The organism is Mycobacterium rhizamassiliense (assembly GCF_900157375.1).
GTDB lineage: Bacteria > Actinomycetota > Actinomycetes > Mycobacteriales > Mycobacteriaceae > Mycobacterium > Mycobacterium rhizamassiliense.
In genome coordinates this window covers 818,170-838,506 of record NZ_LT721901.1, presented here as the reverse complement: position 1 = coordinate 838,506, position 20,337 = coordinate 818,170, and the positions used below count along the sequence as shown (strand labels likewise).

19 protein-coding genes are annotated in these 20,337 nt (G+C 69.3%); 15 read left to right on the top strand and 4 right to left on the bottom strand.

What is annotated here, in order from left to right; all coding sequences use genetic code 11:
• Positions 1–75 precede the first annotated feature (75 nt).
• Genes MRAB57_RS04160 through MRAB57_RS04135 form a run of 6 tightly spaced genes read left to right on the top strand, consistent with a single transcriptional unit; the run spans position 76 to position 5,944 of the window.
• Positions 76–1,476, top strand: a complete 1,401-nt coding sequence (locus MRAB57_RS04160) for a glutamyl-tRNA reductase (RefSeq protein ID WP_077086430.1) — start codon at positions 76–78, stop codon at positions 1,474–1,476.
• 13 nt (positions 1,477–1,489) lie between these two features.
• Positions 1,490–2,437, top strand: coding sequence for a hydroxymethylbilane synthase (hemC, locus tag MRAB57_RS04155; RefSeq protein WP_077086429.1), 948 nt, complete (start codon positions 1,490–1,492; stop codon positions 2,435–2,437).
• Positions 2,438–2,470: 33 nt separating this feature from the next.
• Positions 2,471–4,138 carry a bifunctional uroporphyrinogen-III C-methyltransferase/uroporphyrinogen-III synthase gene (locus MRAB57_RS04150; RefSeq protein WP_077086428.1) on the top strand — a complete coding sequence of 556 codons (1,668 nt, stop codon included), beginning with the start codon at positions 2,471–2,473 and terminating at the stop codon, positions 4,136–4,138.
• On the top strand, positions 4,138–5,118 hold the full coding sequence (gene hemB, locus MRAB57_RS04145) for a porphobilinogen synthase (RefSeq protein ID WP_077086427.1): 981 nt from the start codon (positions 4,138–4,140) through the stop codon (positions 5,116–5,118). Before MRAB57_RS04150 ends, hemB begins: the two co-directional genes overlap by 1 nt.
• 41 nt (positions 5,119–5,159) lie before the next feature.
• A complete protein-coding gene (locus MRAB57_RS04140; RefSeq protein ID WP_077086426.1) occupies positions 5,160–5,699 on the top strand; it encodes a DUF3093 domain-containing protein in 540 nt (179 codons plus the stop codon).
• Entirely contained in the window at positions 5,696–5,944 is a 249-nt protein-coding gene (locus MRAB57_RS04135; RefSeq protein ID WP_077086425.1) for a hypothetical protein, read from the top strand. The genes MRAB57_RS04140 and MRAB57_RS04135 overlap by 4 nt, the downstream gene beginning before the upstream one ends.
• Here MRAB57_RS04135 and MRAB57_RS04130 read toward each other — a convergent pair.
• Positions 5,928–6,371: an STAS domain-containing protein gene (locus MRAB57_RS04130; protein ID WP_077086424.1), complete on the bottom strand. Its 444-nt coding sequence runs from the start codon at positions 6,369–6,371 to the stop codon at positions 5,928–5,930. The genes MRAB57_RS04135 and MRAB57_RS04130 overlap by 17 nt on opposite strands.
• 327 nt (positions 6,372–6,698) lie before the next feature.
• On the opposite strand from MRAB57_RS04130, the gene MRAB57_RS04125 reads away from it, so the two are divergent.
• Both MRAB57_RS04125 and MRAB57_RS04120 read left to right on the top strand, forming a co-directional pair.
• The gene (locus MRAB57_RS04125; RefSeq protein ID WP_077086423.1) at positions 6,699–7,934 is read left to right on the top strand and encodes an acyltransferase family protein; all 1,236 of its coding nucleotides are present in this window, start codon (positions 6,699–6,701) and stop codon (positions 7,932–7,934) included.
• A gap of 147 nt (positions 7,935–8,081) precedes the next feature.
• Positions 8,082–8,777: an Rv0518 family GDSL lipase gene (locus MRAB57_RS04120; protein WP_077090380.1), complete on the top strand. Its 696-nt coding sequence runs from the start codon at positions 8,082–8,084 to the stop codon at positions 8,775–8,777.
• Positions 8,778–9,132: 355 nt separating this feature from the next.
• Here MRAB57_RS04120 and MRAB57_RS04115 read toward each other — a convergent pair whose 3' ends face one another.
• Positions 9,133–11,304 (bottom strand): acyltransferase family protein, encoded by a 2,172-nt coding sequence (locus tag MRAB57_RS04115; RefSeq protein ID WP_077086422.1) that lies wholly within the window; start codon positions 11,302–11,304, stop codon positions 9,133–9,135.
• A gap of 19 nt (positions 11,305–11,323) precedes the next feature.
• On the bottom strand, positions 11,324–12,199 hold the full coding sequence (locus MRAB57_RS04110; protein ID WP_083743582.1) for an alpha/beta hydrolase: 876 nt from the start codon (positions 12,197–12,199) through the stop codon (positions 11,324–11,326).
• Positions 12,200–12,400: 201 nt separating this feature from the next.
• Between MRAB57_RS04110 and MRAB57_RS04105 the strand changes: the two genes are divergently transcribed.
• From MRAB57_RS04105 to MRAB57_RS04095, 3 genes are all read left to right on the top strand, one after another.
• Complete coding sequence (locus MRAB57_RS04105; protein ID WP_077086421.1) at positions 12,401–13,546, top strand: LLM class flavin-dependent oxidoreductase; 1,146 nt, start codon at positions 12,401–12,403, stop codon at positions 13,544–13,546.
• Positions 13,547–13,548: 2 nt separating this feature from the next.
• Positions 13,549–14,889 (top strand): MFS transporter, encoded by a 1,341-nt coding sequence (locus MRAB57_RS04100; protein WP_077086420.1) that lies wholly within the window; start codon positions 13,549–13,551, stop codon positions 14,887–14,889.
• An 84-nt stretch (positions 14,890–14,973) separates the two neighbouring features.
• The gene (locus MRAB57_RS04095; RefSeq protein WP_077090377.1) at positions 14,974–16,320 is read left to right on the top strand and encodes an amino acid permease; all 1,347 of its coding nucleotides are present in this window, start codon (positions 14,974–14,976) and stop codon (positions 16,318–16,320) included.
• Here MRAB57_RS04095 and MRAB57_RS04090 read toward each other — a convergent pair.
• Positions 16,317–16,712: a nitroreductase family deazaflavin-dependent oxidoreductase gene (locus MRAB57_RS04090; RefSeq protein ID WP_077090378.1), complete on the bottom strand. Its 396-nt coding sequence runs from the start codon at positions 16,710–16,712 to the stop codon at positions 16,317–16,319. The genes MRAB57_RS04095 and MRAB57_RS04090 overlap by 4 nt on opposite strands.
• A 179-nt stretch (positions 16,713–16,891) precedes the next feature.
• Here MRAB57_RS04090 and hemL point away from each other — a divergent pair, with 179 nt between their 5' ends.
• The 4 genes from hemL to MRAB57_RS04070 are packed head-to-tail and all read left to right on the top strand — an operon-like array spanning position 16,892 to position 20,218.
• The gene (gene hemL / locus MRAB57_RS04085) at positions 16,892–18,232 is read left to right on the top strand and encodes a glutamate-1-semialdehyde 2,1-aminomutase (protein WP_077086419.1); all 1,341 of its coding nucleotides are present in this window, start codon (positions 16,892–16,894) and stop codon (positions 18,230–18,232) included.
• The gene (locus MRAB57_RS04080; protein ID WP_077086418.1) at positions 18,232–18,840 is read left to right on the top strand and encodes a histidine phosphatase family protein; all 609 of its coding nucleotides are present in this window, start codon (positions 18,232–18,234) and stop codon (positions 18,838–18,840) included. The genes hemL and MRAB57_RS04080 overlap by 1 nt, the downstream gene beginning before the upstream one ends.
• Entirely contained in the window at positions 18,837–19,442 is a 606-nt protein-coding gene (locus MRAB57_RS04075) for a TlpA disulfide reductase family protein (RefSeq protein ID WP_173813892.1), read from the top strand. Before MRAB57_RS04080 ends, MRAB57_RS04075 begins: the two co-directional genes overlap by 4 nt.
• Positions 19,439–20,218 (top strand): cytochrome c biogenesis CcdA family protein, encoded by a 780-nt coding sequence (locus MRAB57_RS04070; RefSeq protein ID WP_077086417.1) that lies wholly within the window; start codon positions 19,439–19,441, stop codon positions 20,216–20,218. The genes MRAB57_RS04075 and MRAB57_RS04070 overlap by 4 nt, the downstream gene beginning before the upstream one ends.
• Positions 20,219–20,337 lie beyond the last annotated feature (119 nt).

The window sequence follows — 20,337 nt, the reverse complement described above, 5'->3', positions numbered from 1 at the left end:
CAGCGAAGAAACGTTTACCGTAGACACCAGTTCAGTTACTGCTGGAAGCAAGGGAGCTGGCCAGGTGATGCTGCCGTGAGCATCTTGCTCTTCGGGGTTTCGCACCGCAGTGCGCCGGTCTCCGTCCTGGAACAACTCAGCATCGACGAATCCGATCAGATCAAGATCGTCGATCGCGTGCTGCAGTCCCCGCTGGTGACCGAGGCGATGGTGCTGTCCACCTGCAACCGCGTCGAGGTCTATGCGGTGGTCGACGCGTTCCACGGCGGATTGGCCGCCGTCGGGCAGGTGCTGTCGGATCATTCCGGCATGTCGATGGCCGATCTGACTAAATACGCCTACGTCCGCTACAGCGAGGCCGCCGTCGAGCACCTGTTCGCGGTGGCCAGCGGCCTGGATTCGGCGGTGATCGGCGAGCAGCAGGTGCTTGGCCAGGTCCGACGCGCCTATGCCACCGCCGAGACGAACCAAACGGTGGGCCGCGTGCTGCATGAGCTTGCTCAGCGCGCGCTGTCGGTCGGCAAGCGGGTGCATTCCGAGACGGGCATCGATGCCGCCGGCGCTTCCGTCGTGTCGGTCGCGCTGGGCATGGCCGAACGCAAGCTGGACGGCCTGGCGGGCAGGACGGCCGTGGTGGTCGGCGCCGGCGCGATGGGCGCCCTGTCGTCGAACCACCTGATCCGCGCCGGCATCTCCGACGTCCTGGTGCTCAACCGGTCGCTGCCGCGCGCGCAGCGCCTGGCCCGCAAGATCCGCGAGGCGGGCGTGCAGGCCCAGGCGATGACGCTGGACCGGCTGGACGACGCGCTGGCCGCCGCCGACATCGTCGTCAGCTGCACCGGAGCGGTGAGCCCGGTGGTGTCGCTGGCCGACGTACACCACGCGCTGGCCGCCGGCCGCCGCGACGAGGCGGCCCAGCCGTTGGTGATCTGCGACCTCGGCATGCCGCGCGACGTCGACCCAGCCGTGGCGGGCCTGCCGGGCGTCTGGGTCGTCGACGTGGACCGCATCCAGCGCGAGCCCGCTGCCCATGCCGCGGCCTCCGACGTCGACGCCGGCCGCCGCATCGTGGCCACTGAGGTCGCGGCCTACCTGGCGGGACAGCGGATGGCCGAGGTGACCCCGACGGTGACGGCGCTGCGCCAGCGCGCCGCTGACGTCGTCGAGGCCGAGCTGCTGCGGCTGGAGAACCGGCTGCCCGGTCTGGAAAACGCCCAGCGCGAGGAGGTGGCGCGCACGGTCCGCCGGGTGGTGGACAAGCTGCTGCACGCGCCCACGGTGCGCATCAAGCAGCTGGCCAGTGCGCCCGGCGGCGACAGCTACGCCGAAGCCCTGCGCGAACTGTTCGAACTTGACCAGACGTCGGTCGACGCCGTCGCCACCGCTGGTGAACTGCCAGCGATGCCAACGGGATTCGACGCGGGCACGCACGGCGCTGCCGGCTTGCCGGCCGGCCCGACCCAGTCTGCCGAGTAACCTATTGGCGCACGTGATCCGAATCGGCACGCGGGGCAGTCTGCTGGCCACGACTCAGGCCGGCCACGTCAAGGACGCCCTGATCGCCAATGGTCACCCCGCCGAGCTGGTGATCATCAGCACGGCGGGCGACCGGTCCTCGGCGCCCATCGAAAGTCTGGGCGTCGGGGTGTTCACGACGGCGCTGCGGGAGGCCATCGAGGACGGCCGCGTGGACGCGGCTGTCCACTCGCACAAGGATTTGCCGACGGCCGAGGACCCGAGGTTCACGCTGGCGGCCATACCCACCCGCAACGACCCGCGCGACGCGCTGGTGGCGCGCGACGGGCTGGTGCTCGGGGAGCTGCCGGCAGGTTCGCTGGTAGGGACGTCGTCCCCGCGGCGGGCCGCGCAGCTTAGAGCATTGGGTCTCGGTTTGGAAATCCGCCCCCTACGAGGCAACCTAGATACCAGGTTGAACAGGGTAAGCAGTGGTGATCTTGACGCCATCGTGGTGGCCCGGGCCGGTCTGGCCCGCCTGGGCCGTCTCGCTGATGTCACCGAGACGCTAGAGCCGGTGCAAATGTTGCCAGCACCGGCTCAGGGCGCGCTCGCCGTTGAATGCCGTGCCGGTGACAGCGGCCTGGTGGCAGTGCTGGCGGAGCTCGACGACGCCGACACGCGAGCGGCGGTCACTGCCGAGCGAGCCCTCTTGGCCGAACTGGAGGCGGGCTGCTCCGCACCGGTGGGAGCGATCGCCGAGGTGGTCGAGTCCATTGATGAGGACGGCCGGATCTTCGAAGAGTTGTCGCTGCGCGGCTGCGTGGCGGCGCTGGATGGATCCGATGTGATCCGCGCGTCCGGCATCGGCACTCCCGATCGGGCACGAGAGCTGGGGCTCTCCGTGGCTGCGGAGTTGCTCGAGTTGGGCGCCGGGGAGCTGATCGGCAATGCGCGGCAGGACCCCGCGCACGAGAACTAAATGACGTCACAAAGGGATGTGTTGGGAGCGACAATGACGACGCGAGGGCGTAAGCCGAGACCGGGCCGCATCACGTTCGTGGGCTCCGGCCCGGGCGATCCGGGATTGTTGACCACGAAGGCCGCGGCGGTACTGACCAACGCGGCCCTGGTGTTCATCGACCCCGACGTGCCCGAGCCGGTGCTGGCGCTGATCGGTAAGGACCTGCCGCCGGTTTCCGGCCCCGCGCCCGCCGAACCGGTGCCCGCGCCCGCCGACGGAGCCGACAGCGGCGATTCGGGCCCCGCCTCGCCCGCGGTGATCACCGGCGGCCCCGACATCCGTCCGGCGCTGGGTGAACCCGCCGAGGTGGCCAAGACGCTGGTCGCCGAGGCCCGAACGGGATGCGATGTGGTGCGCCTCGTGGCCGGTGACCCGCTGACGCTCGACGCGGTCACCACCGAGGTGAACGCCGTCACGCGCAGCCACCTGCACGTGGAGATCGTGCCTGGTCTGGCCGCCACCAGCGCCGTGCCGACCTACGCGGGGCTGCCGCTGGGCTCCTCGCACACCGTGGCCGACGTGCGCGGCGACGTCGACTGGGAGGCGCTGGCCGCGGCCCCGGGGCCGCTGATCCTGCAGGCCACCGCGTCGCACCTGGCCGAAGCGGCCCGCACCCTGATCGAGCACGAGCTGTCCGAGACCACGCCGTGCGTGGTGACCGCGCAGGGCACCACGTGTCAGCAGCGTTCGGTCGAGACCACGCTGCACGGGTTGACCGACCCGGGCGTGCTCGACGGCGGCGCCAACCCGGCGGGTCCGCTGACCGGCCCACTTGTGGTCACCATCGGCAAGACGGTGACCAGCCGCGCGAAGCTGAACTGGTGGGAGAGCCGCGAGCTGTACGGCTGGACCGTGTTGGTGCCGCGCACCAAGGACCAGGCCGGGGAGATGAGCGAGCGGCTCACCTCGTACGGCGCGCTGCCGATCGAGGTGCCGACCATCGCGGTCGAGCCGCCGCGCAGCCCCGCCCAAATGGAGCGTGCCGTCAAGGGATTGGTGGACGGCCGCTTCCAGTGGGTGGTGTTCACCTCCACCAACGCGGTGCGCGCGGTCTGGGAGAAGTTCGGCGAATTCGGCCTGGACGCCCGCGCGTTCTCCGGCGTGAAGATCGCCTGCGTCGGCGAGTCGACGGCCGACCGGGTCCGTGCGTTCGGCATCAGCCCCGAGCTGGTGCCGGCCGGCGAGCAGTCCTCTTTAGGCCTGCTCGACGACTTCCCGGACTACGACAGCATTTTCGACCCGGTGAACCGTGTCCTGCTGCCGCGCGCCGACATCGCGACCGAGACGCTGGCCGAGGGTCTGCGCGAACGTGGTTGGGAGATCGAGGATGTCACCGCGTACCGGACGGTGCGCGCAGCGCCGCCGCCGGCGGCCACCCGCGAGATGATCAAGACGGGCGGCTTTGACGCGGTGTGCTTCACGTCGAGCTCGACCGTGCGGAACCTGGTCGGCATCGCGGGTAAGCCCCACGCGCGCACCATCATTGCGTGCATCGGGCCCAAGACCGCCGAGACCGCAGCCGAATTCGGTTTGCGGGTCGACGTTCAGCCCGAGACGGCGGCCATCGGCCCACTGGTCGACGCGCTGGCCGAGCATGCCGCACGGTTGCGCGCCGAGGGCGCGCTGCCACCGCCGCGTAAGAAGAGCCGCAGGCGGTAGTGCCTTACCCCCGGCAACGCCCGCGCCGGCTCCGCAGTACAGCGGCGTTGCGCCGATTGGTGGCGCAAACATCTTTGGAGCCAAGGCATTTGGTGTTGCCGATGTTCGTCGCCGACGGCATCGACGAACCGTCGCCGATTGCGTCCATGCCCGGCGTGGTGCAGCACACCCGCGATTCGCTGCGCAGCGCGGCGGCCGATGCCGTCGCCGCCGGGGTGGGCGGGCTGATGCTGTTCGGCGTGCCCCGCGAGCAGGACAAGGACGCGGCCGGTTCGGCCGGCACCGACCCCGACGGCATCCTCAATGTCGCGCTGCGCGACCTGGCGAAGGATCTCGGCGACGCCACCGTGCTGATGGCCGATACCTGCCTGGACGAGTTCACCGACCACGGGCACTGCGGCGTCCTCGACGCGCGTGGCCGCGTCGACAACGACGCCACCCTGGCGCGGTACGTGAAACTTGCTGTGGCACAAGCGGAATCGGGCGCTCACGTGGTGGGGCCGAGCGGCATGATGGACGGCCAGGTGGCCGCTATCCGCGACGGTCTGGACGCCGAGGGTCACAGCGACGTGGTGATCCTGGCCTACGCCGCGAAGTTCGCCTCGGCGTTCTACGGCCCGTTCCGCGAGGCCGTCAGCTCGAGCCTGTCCGGCGACCGGCGCACCTACCAGCAGGAGCCGGGCAACATCCGCGAGGCGCTGCGCGAGGTCGAGCTGGATCTCGACGAGGGCGCCGACATCGTGATGATCAAGCCCGCGATGAGTTACCTCGACGTGGTGGCGGCCGCGGCCGCGATCTCGCCGGTGCCGGTTGCCGCCTACCAAGTGTCGGGGGAGTACGCGATGATTCGCGCCGCGGCCGCCAACGGCTGGATCGACGAGCGTGCCGCCGCGCTGGAATCGCTGATCGGCATCCGCCGCGCCGGCGCCGATATCGTGCTGACCTATTGGGCCACGGAGGCGGCGGCTTGGCTCGCATGACGGGGGCGGGCCCCGCGGGACAATCAGGGGATGAGGTCGCGATGACCACGGACGCCAAAACCAAGCCGCTGTTCTATGAGCCCGGCGCCAGCTGGCTGTGGGTGCTGTCCGGCCCGGCGGCGGGCGCGTCGTTGGTCCTGATCGAGGTGTGGAGCGGTGCCCCGGTGAGCCTGGTTGTGCCGGCGATCTTTCTGGTGATGGTGTCGGCGTTCATCGCGCTGCAGGTGAAGGCGGCGCGCATCCACGTCTCGGTCGAGCTGACCGAGGACGCGTTGCGTCAGGGCACCGAGACGATCCTGCTGCGCGAAATCGTCAGGGTATATCCGGAGGCCGAGAACTCGCCGAAGTCCGACAAGCCGCTGGCCAAGTGGCAGACTGCGCGGACGCTCGGCGAGCTGAGCGGCGTGCCGCGCGGCCGGCACGCCATCGGCCTGCGGCTTACCGGCGGCCGCACCGCGCAGGCATGGGCGAAGCGTCACCGCCATCTGCGCGACGCGCTGACCCCGTTGATTCAGGAGCGGGTGGAGCCGGCCGGCTCCGACGTCACCGATGGCGACGACGACGCAGGAGCGGAACTGTGATCGGCCGCTACCGCGCGCTGGTCGAACTCGCGCTGGCGGTGATCGCGCTGGTGGGGTGCGGCCTGAGCTGGACCAGTGCCAGCCAAATCCGCAGCGTGGGGCCCATCGCGGACGGTCAGCCGTCCACGACGTCGCTGGTCTATGACCCGCAGCTGCTGCTGCTGACGATGGTGCTGGCGATAGTCGCCGGATTGTTCGCCGTGGTCGGCGTGGCCAGGCTGAGGCGCGCTAAGCCGTCTTTTTGATCAGCGGTAAGACCATCTGACGCCGGATGACGATCGCGTTGGCCAGGTCGCGGAGCGCCTCCTGGACCGAACGGGTGACCGGGAACATCTCGTCGTCCTGATCGCCGCGCTCACCCAGCATTTCCAGGACCGCGGGGCTGGCGACCAAGGTCCATTCCACCCCGGCGGCGCGGCACTCGTCGTCGAACACGGACAACAGCGCGATGCCGGCCGCAGCAAAGTGGACCACGTCGCTCATGTCGAGCACCACGGGATTGCTCGCCAGGATGAACCGGCGGAGGTACTCGCTGACCGGCTCGAAGTTGAGGGCGTCGATTTCGCCGCGGACCGTCACCACTGTCGCCAAGTGACGGCAGTGCGCCCGAACCTGGGCACCGCTGCACTCGAAAACGTAGTTGTCCTGACGGGTAGCGGTCGCGATGGTCATCTGCAGCCTCTCGTGGCGGTGCGGAGGTCGACGCGGCGCCGACCAACCTGCCCTTAACGGTGCCCGCCAAAGTTAAGGAGACCGACAGCCGCGTCTATTTTTTTGCTAAAAAGCGCAGCGGCGCGCCGCGGGGCGGCCGCGGGGCAACCTGGGCGCCCCGTAACCGGGTGCCACGCCAGATGCCCTGACCGGCGCGGGGGATTTTCGCTGTTAGGCTGCTCTGGCTACCGGTTGCGGGTCAGGGGCTTGCGATAGGGCTGAATTGCCCGGTCAGCCGGGTTTAAAAGCCGAACGAAACCGCAGAGTCCGGACGGAAAGAAAAGCCTCGTGCGCACCGCAGAGATCAAGGGTGAAATCAAGGCCCTGACCGGACTGCGCATCGTCGCCGCGGTATGGGTGGTCCTCTTCCACTTCCGGCCGATGCTCAGCGACATCTCGACCGACTTCCGCGAGAACCTCGCCCCGGTGCTCAACTGCGGCGCCCAGGGCGTCGACCTGTTCTTCATCCTCAGCGGGTTCGTGCTGACCTACAACTACCTCGACCGCATGGGCCGATCCTGGTCGACGCGCGAGACGCTGCACTTCCTGTGGCTGCGGCTGGCCAGGGTGTGGCCGGTGTACCTGGTCACCTTGCACCTGGCCGCGCTGCTGGTGATCCTGTCGCTGCACGTCGGTCACGTGCCGCTGCCGGAGGCCAACGACCTGACCGCGATCAGCTACGTGCGCCAGGTCCTGCTCGTGCAGTTGTGGTTTGAGCCGTTCTTCGACGGCACCAGCTGGGACGGGCCGGCCTGGTCGATCAGCGCGGAATGGCTGGCGTACCTGCTGTTCGGTGGGATGGCGTTGGTGATCTTCCGGATGAAGCTGGCCACCCGGGCGCGGACGCTGATGTGGCTGGCCGTCGCGGCCTCGTTGCCGCCCGTGGTGCTGCTGCTTTCCAGCGGGCACTTCTACACACCGTGGAGCTGGCTGCCGCGGATCGTCACGCAGTTCGCCGCCGGCGCGCTGGCCTGCGCCGCCGTGCGTCGGCTGCGGCTGACCGACCGCGGCCGCCGCGTCGCCGGATACCTCTCCCTGGTTCTGCTGGCCGCCGTGGTGGGCGTTCTGTACTGGTTCAATGCGAATCCGATCGGCGGCGTCGTGGAGAACGACAGCAGCGGCGTGGTCGACGTGCTGTTCGTTCCGCTGGTGATCGCGCTGGCCGTCGGCATCGGCAGCCTGCCGAGACTGCTGTCCACCCGGGTGATGGTGTACGGCGGGCAGATCTCGTTCTGCCTGTACATGGTGCACGAGCTGGTGCACACCTCGTGGGGATGGGCGGTCGAGCAGTTCAGCCTGACGCCGTGGCAGTCCGATTCCCCCTGGAAGTGGAACGTCCTCGGCCTGATCGCGATCGCCCTGGCGATCTCCAGCCTGATGTATCACTTCGTCGAAGAGCCCGCCCGCCGCTGGATGCGCAGGATGGTCACTGTCCGGCCGGCGACCGCCAAGGCCGAATCGGCCAACGCGAAAGTCCACCAAATCGACGGTGGGCTGGAAGCGGTTTCGAGCCGCGCGGTGTGACCGTCTGACCGTGCCCGCCAATCATGCTGTGGCCCATGCCTCATCGAGGGTGCAATCGGGGATAGCACCCAGCAGCCGTCGGTATCCTCGTACGGTTGCGTTGATTTGAAAGCCATCTGCGACATTGCCGTACAGGGGGAGGTAGTGGTGAGTCGTCTGGCCACGTTCATCGTCGGTATCGCGCTGCTGGCCGGCGTGCTCACACAGACGCTGGACCATCCGGCGCGCGTGCGGGCATACGAGACGCTGACGCTGGATTCGCGGGTGAGTCACATCGCGGTGGTCGGTGACTCGTACACCACCGGCACCGACGAGGGCGGCATGGGACCGAAGGCGTGGACGGCCCGGGCCTGGCAGTCGCTGGCGCAGCGCGGGATTCGGATCGCCGCCGACGTCGCGGCCGAGGGCCGGGCGGGCTACGGCGTTCCCGGCGACCACGGCAGCGTCTTCGAGGACCTGACCGCGCGTGCCGTCAAACCCCAGGACGTCCTGGTGGTGTTCTTCGGCTCCCGCAACGATCAGGGCGTCGATCCGATGCAGCTGGCCGACCGGGCCCGAGACACGTTCACGCTGGCGCGCCGCTTCGCGCCGTGGGCGAGGTTTCTGGTGATCGGCCCGCCGTGGCCGACGGCCGACGTGCCCGACTCCGTGCTGCAGATCCGCGACGTGCTCAACACCGCGGCCCGGGCCGCCGGGGCGGCGTTCGTCGACCCGATCGGCGACCGCTGGTTCGTCGACCGGCCCGACCTGATCGGCCCGGACGGCGTGCACCCCAACGACGCGGGCCACGCCTACCTGGCGGAAAAGATTGCCCCACTGGTGGGTATGCAACTGTCACGCTAGTTGAGCGGGACGGCAGCCACTGGACGGTCGGGCGCGCACGGCATAAAAAAACTTAAGCCTCAAGACTTTTCGTGTTTGCGGGAGCGTGCATCCCAAAAATATCAGCACAAATGCCTAGATTCCGGCTGTGCCGGCACGCAACTAAGAACGTTGGCGCGGGTCAGTCGTTAGCGTGGCGCTCGTAATCCCAGCGCTCCAGGCGCGCCTGCAGTTGCAACAGGCCGACCCCCACGATCGGCGCAGTCGCTGCAAGGCAGACCAGCAACAGAGTCATCCCCAAACCTCCAAACCCCTTACCTTCCTAACACGTTCGTTAGTGTCGCGGAGTTCATCGCACAATAAAGTCATCACTTAGTTATTGTGCCGTGACGGCACTGTCGGCCAGTGCACCAATTACGGGCGCCAATAACCGCGCGTATTCAGTTGTGACGTGGTTGTCGTCGCGGAACATCAGCGTGTTACCGACGATTACGGGGCAGCGCTCGGGAGTGCAAAACAGGTCGGTGAGGTCCGCATAGCGGCCCCCGTTGCGGGTGACCGCTGCCCGTTCGGCGGCGATGCCCGCGCCGCTGACGGCGTCCGGGCGGCTCGGCGCGCAGGCGCCGGGATCGTCGAGATGCCCGGACAGGCAGGCCGGCACCGCGGAGTGCGGATCCGGTGCGGGCCCGAGCACCAGGACGGCCGACCCGGTGCGGCGCAGCTGCGCGACGGTGCGGCCCAGGGTTTCGATCCACGCCGGGTCGTAGGACACGAAGCCGAAGTCGCCGCCGTAGCGCCGGCTCATGTCGAGCACCACCAGGCGTGGGTGCTCGGCGGCCATACGCGCCATGATCTGGCCGCGCCACTGCTCGCATTCGGTGTACTCGCGGCCCAGGTACGGGCTGTCGATGGGCAGGTCCTGGATCGGGCACGTCACCTTGGCCAGCGTCTCGAGCCGCCAGTGCCGTTGCTCGGCGACCTGTTCGAACGCCGGGCTCCACATGGCGGCATGCGAATCACCGATCAGGGCCACCGTCGTCGGTGACGTGAGATCGCCCGTCGCACACTCGTTTTGCCCGAGCTCGCGCCAGGAGCGCACGCATCCGTTGACGAACACGGCGGCCTTGTCGGCCGGGGCGTCGGCGAGCGAGGGGTCCAGGTTCGACGGCACCGCCCGCAGGCTCATGGCCGCCGCGACCGCTTCGCGCACCTGCGCGAAGGCCTGGTCGACGGCCGACTCGTGCGGATCGGCGCCCTGCGGGCTGGCGCTCGGCAGCGCGGCGAACGTCGCCTTCGAGGCGGCCGGTCCGTGGCCCGCGGGTACCGGAATCGCCATGAGCAACAGCAGGCAGGCGCACGCCGCGGCCCCACTGGCGACGCCGGCCACGGCCAGGCTGGTCTTGGCCGATCGGCGCAGGGCGGCGGCGAAGCGTCCGGGATTTTCGACCAGGTGCAGGGTGATCACCGCGAGCCCGGCCGACACGAACACCGCGGTCAGCCGCGCCGGCAGGCCCGAAGGCTCGCCCAGCAGCGGCGGCATCAGCAGCAGCACCGGCCAGTGCCACAGGTACCAGGAATACGACACCCGGCCGATGGCCCGCATCGCCGGCCGGCATAGCAGCCGACCGGGCCCCAAGCCGCGGGTGACGCTGCCGCCGCCGATCACCAGCGCGGTGCCCAGCACCGGCAGTAGCGCCGAGGTGCCGGGGTAGGGCGTGTGCGGCCCCAGCTGCGTGCAGGTCAGCAGGATCAGCGTCAGCCCGCCCCAGCCGGCGATCGCCGCGGGCAGCAGTGGCAGCCGGCGCCAGTGCTGGATCGACAGCGCCACCAGGCCACCGACGGCCAGCTCCCAGGCCCGGGTCGGCAGCGAGAAGAACGCCCACGACGGCGAGATGCGGGTCCACACCACGGCCGCGGCCAGCGACGCCGCGCCGACCACGCCGAGGACCACCGCGTAGGGCAGCGCCCGCGCCGTCGCGCCCGGGCGCAGGCGGCCGATCAGCCAGGCGGTGCCGATGATCAACACCGGCCACGCCAGATAGAACTGTTCCTCGACGCCCAGCGACCAGTAGTGCTGGAACGGCGAGGGCAGGTCGGCGGCGAGGTAGTCGGTGCCCTGCAGCGCGAACCGGTAGTTGCCGGCGTACAGCGCGCTGGCGACGCCGTCCATGAAGACGCTGCGCGCCTGCAGCGGTGGCAGCACGAACGCGGCCGCGATCGCGGTGGCGGCGCCGACCGTGGCCGCGGCGGGCAGCAACCGGCGGGCCCGGGCGGCGTAAAAGCGCCCCAGGCCAACGGTATTCGTGGCGGCAACCTCGCGCCACAGCAATCCGGTGATCAGAAAGCCGGAGATGACGAAGAACACGTCGACGCCGATAAAGCCGCCCGCGACACCGGGTATGCCCGCGTGGTACAGCACGACGGCGACGACCGCGACCGCGCGCAAACCCTCGATGTCCGGGCGGAATCCGCGTCGCTGCTCTTGTCGGGTGGGGCTATCGCCCGCTCGTGACAGCGGGCTGGCGGTGGTTTCCTGCCGGACTGTCATGCCGTTTTGGGATGCCTCGCTAGGTCGCCAGCCAGGAGAGCTCGCCGGGTAATTGCAAACGCCACCACGTCATGTCATGGCCGCCGACCGTGAAGCTTACTGCCGGAGGCGTTTTCAGCTGGCTCACGAACTGGCGTGTCGCGGGATAGAAACGATCGAACGTCCCGCAGTCCACCCGCAGTGGGATCTGCGACAGCGCCGGCAGGCCCATCACGCTGTTGGCCATCCAGTCCTCTTCGCTGTCGAACGATTTCGGGGCGCAGTCGGCGTAGGAGCTGTACAGCGCCGGGCTGATCGCGCAGATCCCCGCGATGCGGGATGGCCCCAGCCTGGCGCCCAGGTGCAGCGCGCCGTAGCCGCCCATCGACCAGCCCATGAGGCCCACCCGCGACGTGTCCAGGCCCATCGAGCCCAGCATCGGCAGCAGCTCGTCGGTGACCATCGCACCGGAGTCGGTGCCGTCGGCCCGCTTGTGCCAGTAGGAGTCGCTGCCGCCGTCGACGCCGACCACCGCGAACGGCGGCTTGCCCTCCTTGACCAGCCGGGCGAGCGCGTCGGGCACCCCGCAGTCGAGCATCATGTTCGCGTCGCCGTCCTTGCCGTGCAGCGCGATCACCGGCCGCAGCAGCCCGCTCTGCGATGTCTGCCCGGGCGGCAGCGCGATCACCCAGTTGGTCTTGACGCCGCCGCGCGCTTTGGAGATGAACGAGCCCGTCAGCTTGTTGGGCAGATTGCTGCTCGCGGTCGACGGCTCGAACGGGGAGGGCAACGGGGCGGCTTGTGGCTGCAGTGGATCCACGACGGCGCTCAGTGCCCACGCGCCCATGGCCGCAGCGCTGGCACTGGCGCCCATTCGCAGCACCGCGCGGCGGGTCAGATCGGGCACGAAGGTCATGATGCCGCGGCCCACTAGGGCTTTCCTACCCCGTCGCGCCGTTTGGAAGGGCATTGTGATGCGGCGGTCACCGAGCGGTGACTTCTCCCCGCGATGGCGGTCTGCCGGGATGGAATCTGCCAGGTTGCAACCCTCGTGCGCGGCGGCGACTTTTCGCACGATGGAGCTTTCGTGCATGCCGATCGAACGGAAGAGGATTGAATGAGCCTGGCATTTCACTGGTTTTTGCCGACGTACGGGGATTCGCGAAACCTGGTCGCCGGCGGACACGGCACTGCGATGCACGGCGACCGGCCCGCGACGCTGCGGTATCTGCATCAGATCTGCGCCGCCGCCGAGGACAACGGTTTCGAGGCGGTGCTCACACCCACCGGATTGTGGTGTGAGGACGCGTGGTTGACGACGGCGATGCTGATCGAGCGCACCGAGACGCTGAAGTTCTTGGTGGCGTTCCGTCCGGGGATGCTGAGCCCGACGCTGGCCGCGCAGATGGCCGGGACCTTCCAGCGCCACTCCGAGGGACGGCTGCTGCTCAACGTCGTCACCGGTGGTGAGCCGCACGAGCAGCGGGCCTACGGCGACTTCCTCGACAAGCAGGCGCGTTATGCGCGCACCGCCGAGTTCCTGCACGTAGTGCGGGAGCTGTGGACGTCGAGCGAGCCGGTGACGTTCGCCGGCGAGCACATCCGCGTCGAGGAGGCCCAACTGAACAACCCGCCCGACCCGACGCCCGCGGTGTTCTTCGGCGGCTCGTCGGGATCCGCCGGTCCCGTCGCGGCGAAGTACTCGGACGTCTATCTGACGTGGGGTGAGCCGCGGGCCGCGGTCGCCGAGAAGCTGGACTGGGTGCGCGGGCTGGCGGCGGATGCCGGACGAAAACTGCAGTACGGCTTGCGGATTCACGTGATCAGCCGGCCCACCGCCGAGGAGGCGTGGGCCGAGGCCGACCGGCTGCTGGCCGCCGTCGACCCGGCCGACGTCGCTCGGGTGCAGGCGAGCCTGGCCCGCAGCGAGTCGGAGGGGCAGCAGCGCATGCTCGGTTTGCACGGCGGCGACAGCGGCAAGCTGTTGGTCGGTCCGAACCTATGGGCCGGCGTCGGCCTGGTCCGCGGGGGAGCGGGCACCGCGTTGGTCGGCTCGCACGCCGAGGTCGCCGAAAGACTTTCGGAATACGCACAATTGGGCATCGATCACTTCATCTTGTCGGGCTACCCGCACCTGGAAGAGGCCTACTGGTTCGGTGAGGGCGTGCTGCCTTTGCTCGAGCGCAAGGGGCTGTGGAAGCACCCCACCCGCCGCGCCCAACCCCCCGCGGCGACGCCGTTCGCCGTATCGTCGGCGCACTGACTATGGCGACGACGTTGCCCGGTGCCACCGTAGCGGCGCCGGAAGGGCACGACGAAACCGACGACGAGCGTCACCGGCGGCTGCGCATCGTCGTCGCGGCAAGCCTTTTGGGCACCACCGTCGAGTGGTACGACTTCTTCCTCTACGCCACCGCCGCCGGGCTGGTGTTCAACAAGGTGTTCTTTCCCGATGCCAGTTCGCTCGTCGGGACGCTGCTGGCGTTCGCGACGTTCGCGGTGGGGTTCGTCATGCGGCCCGTCGGCGGCCTGGTGTTCGGCCACATCGGCGACCGGATCGGCCGCAAGCGCAGCCTCGCATTGACGATGCTCATCATGGGCGGCGCGACGGCGCTGATCGGCGTCTTGCCGACCGCCGTGCAGATCGGGGCGTGGGCGCCGGTGCTGCTGCTGGTGCTGCGCGTGTTGCAGGGCTTCGCGCTGGGCGGCGAATGGGGCGGGGCGGTGCTGCTGGCCGTCGAGCACAGCCCCGGCGACCGGCGCGGCCGGTACGGGGCCATTCCGCAGGTCGGCCTGGCGCTCGGATTGGCTTTAGGCACAGGGATTTTCGCGTTCCTGCAGGTGGTGTTGGGTCCGGCGGAGTTCCTGTCCTACGGCTGGCGGATCGGATTCCTGCTGAGCCTGGTGCTGGTCGCGATCGGCATCGTGGTGCGGCTGCGGGTCGACGAGACGCCGGCGTTCCAGCGGCTGCAGAATCTGCAGGCCGCGTCCACCGTGCCGATCCGCGACATCGTCCGCGAGCCCCGCTCCCGGCGAAACACCGTGCTGGGACTGCTGTCTCGATGGGCCGAGGGCTCGGCCTTCAACACCTGGGGTGTTTTCGCGATCAGCTACGCCACCGGAGCGCTGGGGTTGCATCGCGTGTCGGTTCTGGTAGTGGTGACGATCGCGGCGCTGGTGATGGCGGTGCTGCTGCCCGTTTCGGGACGGCTGACCGATCGATTCGGGGCGCGGCGGGTGTACCTGGCCGGTATCGCCGCTTACGGACTGGCGACCTTTCCGGCGTTCGCGTTGTTCGGCACGGGGAAGCTGGTGCTGTTCGGGCTGGCGATGATCGTCGTGTTCGGCGTCATCCACGCGCTGTTCTACGGCGCGCAGGGCACGTTGTACTCCGCGCTGTATCCGACCAGCACCCGCTACACCGGCCTGTCGTTCGTCTACCAGGTATCGGGCATCTACGCGTCGGGGGTCACGCCGATGATCCTGACGGCGTTGATCGCGGTCATGCATGGCGCGCCGTGGCTGGCCTGCGGATATCTGGTGACCACCGCCGTCATCAGCGTGATCGCCACGGCGCTGATCCGTGACCAGGATCTGCACTTCTAGGCCGACGTGCGCTAGCGTCCGGTAATGCGGCGCACGCAGGACCCGGCGAGTCCCGGGCCCGAGGGTGACAACCAAAGCGCGGCGCTGAGTTCCGATTCTCAACTGCGCCAAGGGCTTTCGCAGCGGCAGCTCAGCATGATCGCGCTCGGCGGCGTCATCGGCGCCGGATTGTTCGTCGGATCCGGCGTGGTGATCAAAGACACCGGGCCCGCCGCGTTCCTCACCTACGCCCTGTGCGGCCTGCTGGTGATCCTGGTGATGCGGATGCTCGGCGAAATGGCGGCGGCGAACCCGTCGACCGGGTCGTTCGCCGACTACGCGGCCAAGGCGCTCGGCGGCTGGGCGGGCTTCTCGGTGGGCTGGCTGTACTGGTACTTCTGGGTGATCGTCGTCGGGTTCGAGGCGGTCGCCGGCGGGAAGGTCCTCAACTATTGGTTTCACGCGCCGCTGTGGCTGCTGTCGCTGTGCCTGATGGTGCTGATGACCGCGACGAACCTGTTCTCGGTGTCGTCGTTCGGTGAATTCGAATTCTGGTTCGCCGGAATCAAAGTCGCGACGATCGTGGTATTCCTCGGCGTCGGCGCAGCGTTCGCCTTCGGGCTGCTGCCGGGGCAGCACGGCGGGTTTTCCAACCTGACCGCGCAGGGCGGTTTCTTCCCGAAGGGCGTCGCCGCGGTGTTCGCCGCGATCGTGGTGGTGATCTTTTCGATGGTGGGCGCCGAAATCGTCACCGTCGCCGCGGCCGAGAGCCGCGACCCCGTGCTGGCCGTCCAGCGGGCGACCAGATCGGTGGTCGCGCGCATCGGAATCTTCTACGTTGGTTCGGTTTTCCTGCTCGTGGTGATCCTGCCGTGGAACTCCGTCGAGCTGGGCGCCTCGCCGTACGTCGCCGCGTTCAAGCACATGGGGCTGCCGGGCGCCGACCAGGTGATGAACGCCGTGGTGCTCACCGCGGTGCTGTCGTGCCTGAACTCCGGCCTCTACACGGCGTCGCGGATGCTGTTCGTGCTAGCCGCGCGCAACGAGGCGCCCCAGCGGCTGGTCAAACTCAGCGGCCGCGGCGTGCCGCACGTCGCGATCCTGTTCTCGTCGGCGGTCGGGTTCGCGTGCGTCCTGATGTCGTGGCTCGCGCCCCGCACGGTGTTCCTGTTCCTGCTCAACTCCTCGGGCGCCATCATCTTGTTCGTCTACTGGCTGATCGCGCTGTCGCAGATCGTGCTGCGGCGCCGCACACCCGAGGACCAGATGCGGCTGAAGATGTGGTTCTTCCCGACGCTGTCGATCCTCACGCTCGTCGCCATCACCGCGGTACTGGTCCAGATGGCGTTCGACCGTTCGGCGCGCAGCCAGCTATGGCTGTCCCTGCTGTCCTGGGCGGTGGTGCTCGCCCTGTACTTCGTCGCCTGCGCCCGGGGCCGCCGCCGCGGTTAGGCGGACTTGGTGAACAACACCGCCTGCTCGAACGGCAGCCGCCCGAACACCTTCTGCACGCGGTCGCCGACGAGCTCGGCCGCCTCGTCCCTGGAGACGATCCGCGCGTCGGCGATGCCGAACGTCTTGCCGTGGCGGCGCATCTGACCGCCGCCCGCGGCCCTGAGATTCTTCAGCCAGTCGCGGTCCGGGCCGTAGGTCAGCAGCACCGCGATGCCGGGCCTGCCGTCGACGGTCGCATTGAACGCGCTCACCGGCGTGCGGTAGGTCTTCCCGGACTTCCGCCCGGTGTGCTCGATGATGGCGAACGACGGGGCCCAGCCGGCCCACATCTTCTGAATGGGGTTGGTGACGTACCGGTTGAACCGGGCCAGGCCCTGGGGAAGTTGCATGACCCCATCCAACTCTTCGGCCACGGGGGACATCAAGGCGTCGGCGCTTAATCCAGCGCAAACGGCGTACCGTCATTTCATGGCCGAGCCATCCGGCGAAGAAGCCGCCAAGCGCCCGGGACGCGTGACTGCTACACCCTGTAGTTGAGCGATCGGCGGAGGCTGGGACACTAGTCGGCATGGGCAGCACTGACCGGGCCGCCCCTGCGACCAGGGGGGCTGTACCGACCTCGGCACGACTGTTCGACGAGGCGTGCGCGGTGATCCCCGGCGGGGTGAACTCTCCAGTCCGCGCGTTCACGGCCGTCGGCGGCACGCCGCGCTTCATCACCGAGGCGCGCGGCTGCTGGCTCACCGACGCCGACGGCAACCGCTACGTCGACCTGGTGTGCTCGTGGGGACCGATGATCCTCGGCCACGCGCACCCGGCCGTGGTCGACGCGGTCGCCAAGGCCGCCGCCTCGGGCCTGTCATTCGGCGCGCCGACCCCGGCCGAGATTCAGCTGGCCACCGAGATCATCGAGCGGGTGGCGCCGGTCGAGCGGATTCGGCTGGTGAACTCCGGCACCGAGGCCACGATGAGCGCGGTGCGCCTGGCCCGCGGGTACACCGGCCGGGCCAAGGTCATCAAGTTCTCCGGCTGCTACCACGGCCACGTGGACGCGTTGCTCGCCGACGCCGGATCCGGGGTGGCGACCCTGGGCCTGCCGTCGACGCCCGGCGTCACCGGGGCCGCTGCGGCCGACACGATCGTGTTGCCTTACAACGACATTGACTCCATCACAGAAACCTTCGCGCAGTTCGGCGATCAGATCGCGGCGGTGATCACCGAGGCCAGCCCCGGCAACATGGGCGTCGTCCCGCCGGCGCCCGGCTACAACGCCGCGCTGCGCGCCATCACCGCCGAGCACGGCGCGCTGCTGATCATCGACGAGGTGATGACGGGCTTCCGGGTGAGTCGAAGTGGTTGGTATGGAGTCGATTCCGTCGACGCCGACCTGTTCACCTTCGGCAAGGTGATGAGCGGTGGGCTGCCGGCCGCCGCCTTCGGTGGCCGGGCCGAGGTGATGGAGCGCCTCGCCCCGCTGGGGCCGGTCTATCAGGCCGGCACGCTGTCGGGCAATCCGGTGGCCGTGGCCGCCGGGCTGGCCACGCTGCGAACGGCCGACGACGCCGTGTACGCCGCGCTGGACGCCAACGCCGACCGCCTCGCCGGCCTGTTCTCCGATGCGCTGACGAATGCCGGTGTGGCGCATCAGATTCCGCGGGGCGGCAACATGCTCAGCGTGTTCTTCTCCGAGACGCCGGTCACCGACTTCGTGTCGGCGCGGGCCAGTCAAACGTGGCGCTATCCGCCGTTCTTCCACGCCCTGCTCAACGCCGGCGTCTACCCGCCGTGCAGCGCATTCGAGGCGTGGTTCGTCTCCAGTGCGTTGGACGACAACGCCTTCAGCCGGATTGCCGATGCCCTGCCCGGGGCGGCCCGCGCCGCCGCCCAAGCCGTCGAGGAGCGACCCTGATGGCCGAACAGACCCGCGTCCACGTGATGCGGCACGGCGAGGTGCACAACCCCGAGGGCATCCTCTACGGCCGGCTGCCCGGATTTCGCCTGTCCGACAAGGGCAAAGCGCAAGCGGCCGCGGTCGCCGACCGGTTGGCCGACCGCGACATCGTCGCGGTGATCGCCTCGCCCCTGCAGCGGGCCCAGGAGACGGCGGCCTTCATCGCGGGCAAGCACGACCTGCCGGTGGACGCCGACCCCGATCTGATCGAGTCGGCCAATTTCTTCCAGGGCCGCCGCGTCAGCCCCGGCGACGGCGCCTGGCGCGACCCGCGGGTGTGGTGGCAGCTGCGCAACCCGTTCACGCCGTCGTGGGGCGAGCCCTACCGCGAGATCGCGGACCGCATGGCGACCGCGGCGGACAAGGCGCGGGCGCGTGGCGCCGGCCACGAGGTGGTGTGCGTCAGCCATCAGCTGCCGGTATGGACGCTGCGCCTGCACCTGACCGGCAAGCGGCTCTGGCACGACCCGCGGCGGCGCGAATGCGGGCTGGCGTCGGTGACGACGCTGGTCTACGACGGCGACCAGTTGGTCGACGTCGAGTACTTCGAACCGGTGGTCGCTTGAGCATCCGGCGGCTGGCGATTGCCGGGGCGGTGTTGGCCGTCTCCGGGTTGCTGTCCGGCTGCTCCGGTGGCCACGATGCCGTCGCGCAGGGCGGCACGTTCGAATTCGTCTCGCCCGGTGGAAAGACCGACCTGCACTACGACCCGCCCGCCAGCCGCAGCCGTCCCGGCACGCTGTCCGGGCCGGACCTCGCCGACCCCGCGCACACGCTGTCGCTGGACGACCCGATCTTCGCCGGCAACGTCGTCGTCATCAACGTCTGGGGCCAGTGGTGCGGGCCGTGTCGCGCCGAGGTGACCCAGCTGCAGCAGGTGTACGACGCCACCCGCGGCTCGGGGGTGTCCTTCCTGGGCATCGACGTCCGCGACAACAACCGGCAAGCGGCCCTGGACTTCGTCAACGACCGCGGCGTGACCTTCCCTTCGATCTACGACCCGGCGATGCGCACCCTGATCGCCTTCGGCGGCAAGTACCCCACCACCGTCATTCCGTCCACCCTGGTGCTCGACCGCCAGCACCGGGTTGCGGCGGTGTTCCTGCGCGAACTGCTGGCGCCCGACCTGCAGCCCCTGGTGCAGAAGCTGGCGCAGGAACCCAAATGACCGGTTTCGCACACCTCGCCGCCGCCGGCCCACTGCTGGTGGCCCTCGGCGCGTGCGTGCTGGCCGGGCTGGTGTCGTTCGCGTCGCCCTGCGTGGTGCCGCTGGTGCCCGGCTACCTGTCGTATCTGGCCGCGGTCGTGGGCGTGGATGAGCAGCCGCCGCCGGGAGCCATCAAGGCCCCGCCGGCCGCCCGCTGGCGCGTCGCCGGGTCGGCGGCGTTGTTCGTCGCCGGATTCACCACGGTGTTCGTGCTGGGCACCGTCGCCGTGCTCGGCATGACCAGCACCCTGATCACCAACCAGCTGTTGCTGCAGCGGGTCGGCGGCGTGCTGACCATCGTGATGGGGCTGGTGTTCGTCGGGTTCGTGCCGGCCCTGCAGCGTCAGGTCCGGTTCAGCCCCCAACAACTGACGACGGTCGCGGGGGCGCCGCTGCTGGGCGCGGTGTTCGCGCTCGGCTGGACGCCGTGCCTGGGCCCGACGTTGACCGGCGTGATCACCGTCGCCTCGGCCACCGACGGCGCGAACGTCGCGCGCGGCATCGCGCTCGTCGTCGCCTACTGCCTGGGCCTGGGCATCCCGTTCGTGCTGCTGGCCTTCGGCTCGGCGGGCGCGGTCGGCGCGCTGGGCTGGCTGCGGCGGCACAGCCGGGCCATCCAAATCTTCGGCGGCACACTGCTGATCGCGGTGGGCGTGCTGCTGGTCACCGGCGTGTGGAACGACTTCGTCTCCTGGCTGCGCGACGCGTTCGTGTCCGACGTGAGGTTGCCGATTTGAGTCAGCCGGATACAGCGCGAGCAGACGCAGAATCGCACGAAAAGACCCGTCCCAGTGCGATTCTGCGTCTGCTCGCGTCCAGGCAGGCATTCGCAGTGTTGGTTTCCAAGGCACGCAAT

What these genes read in the sequence shown, in the direction of transcription:
- MRAB57_RS04150 (WP_077086428.1), top strand. Translation starts at nt 2,471, where the DNA reads ATGACGACGCGAGGGCGTAAGCCGAGACCGGGCCGCATCACGTTCGTG.
- MRAB57_RS04140 (WP_077086426.1), top strand. Translation starts at nt 5,160, where the DNA reads ATGACCACGGACGCCAAAACCAAGCCGCTGTTCTATGAGCCCGGCGCC.
- MRAB57_RS04130 (WP_077086424.1), bottom strand. Translation starts at nt 6,371, where the DNA reads ATGACCATCGCGACCGCTACCCGTCAGGACAACTACGTTTTCGAGTGC.
- MRAB57_RS04115 (WP_077086422.1), bottom strand. Translation starts at nt 11,304, where the DNA reads ATGACAGTCCGGCAGGAAACCACCGCCAGCCCGCTGTCACGAGCGGGC.
- MRAB57_RS04110 (WP_083743582.1), bottom strand. Translation starts at nt 12,199, where the DNA reads ATGACCTTCGTGCCCGATCTGACCCGCCGCGCGGTGCTGCGAATGGGC.
- MRAB57_RS04105 (WP_077086421.1), top strand. Translation starts at nt 12,401, where the DNA reads ATGAGCCTGGCATTTCACTGGTTTTTGCCGACGTACGGGGATTCGCGA.
- MRAB57_RS04100 (WP_077086420.1), top strand. Translation starts at nt 13,549, where the DNA reads ATGGCGACGACGTTGCCCGGTGCCACCGTAGCGGCGCCGGAAGGGCAC.
- MRAB57_RS04090 (WP_077090378.1), bottom strand. Translation starts at nt 16,712, where the DNA reads ATGCAACTTCCCCAGGGCCTGGCCCGGTTCAACCGGTACGTCACCAAC.
- hemL (WP_077086419.1), top strand. Translation starts at nt 16,892, where the DNA reads ATGGGCAGCACTGACCGGGCCGCCCCTGCGACCAGGGGGGCTGTACCG.
- MRAB57_RS04080 (WP_077086418.1), top strand. Translation starts at nt 18,232, where the DNA reads ATGGCCGAACAGACCCGCGTCCACGTGATGCGGCACGGCGAGGTGCAC.
- MRAB57_RS04070 (WP_077086417.1), top strand. Translation starts at nt 19,439, where the DNA reads ATGACCGGTTTCGCACACCTCGCCGCCGCCGGCCCACTGCTGGTGGCC.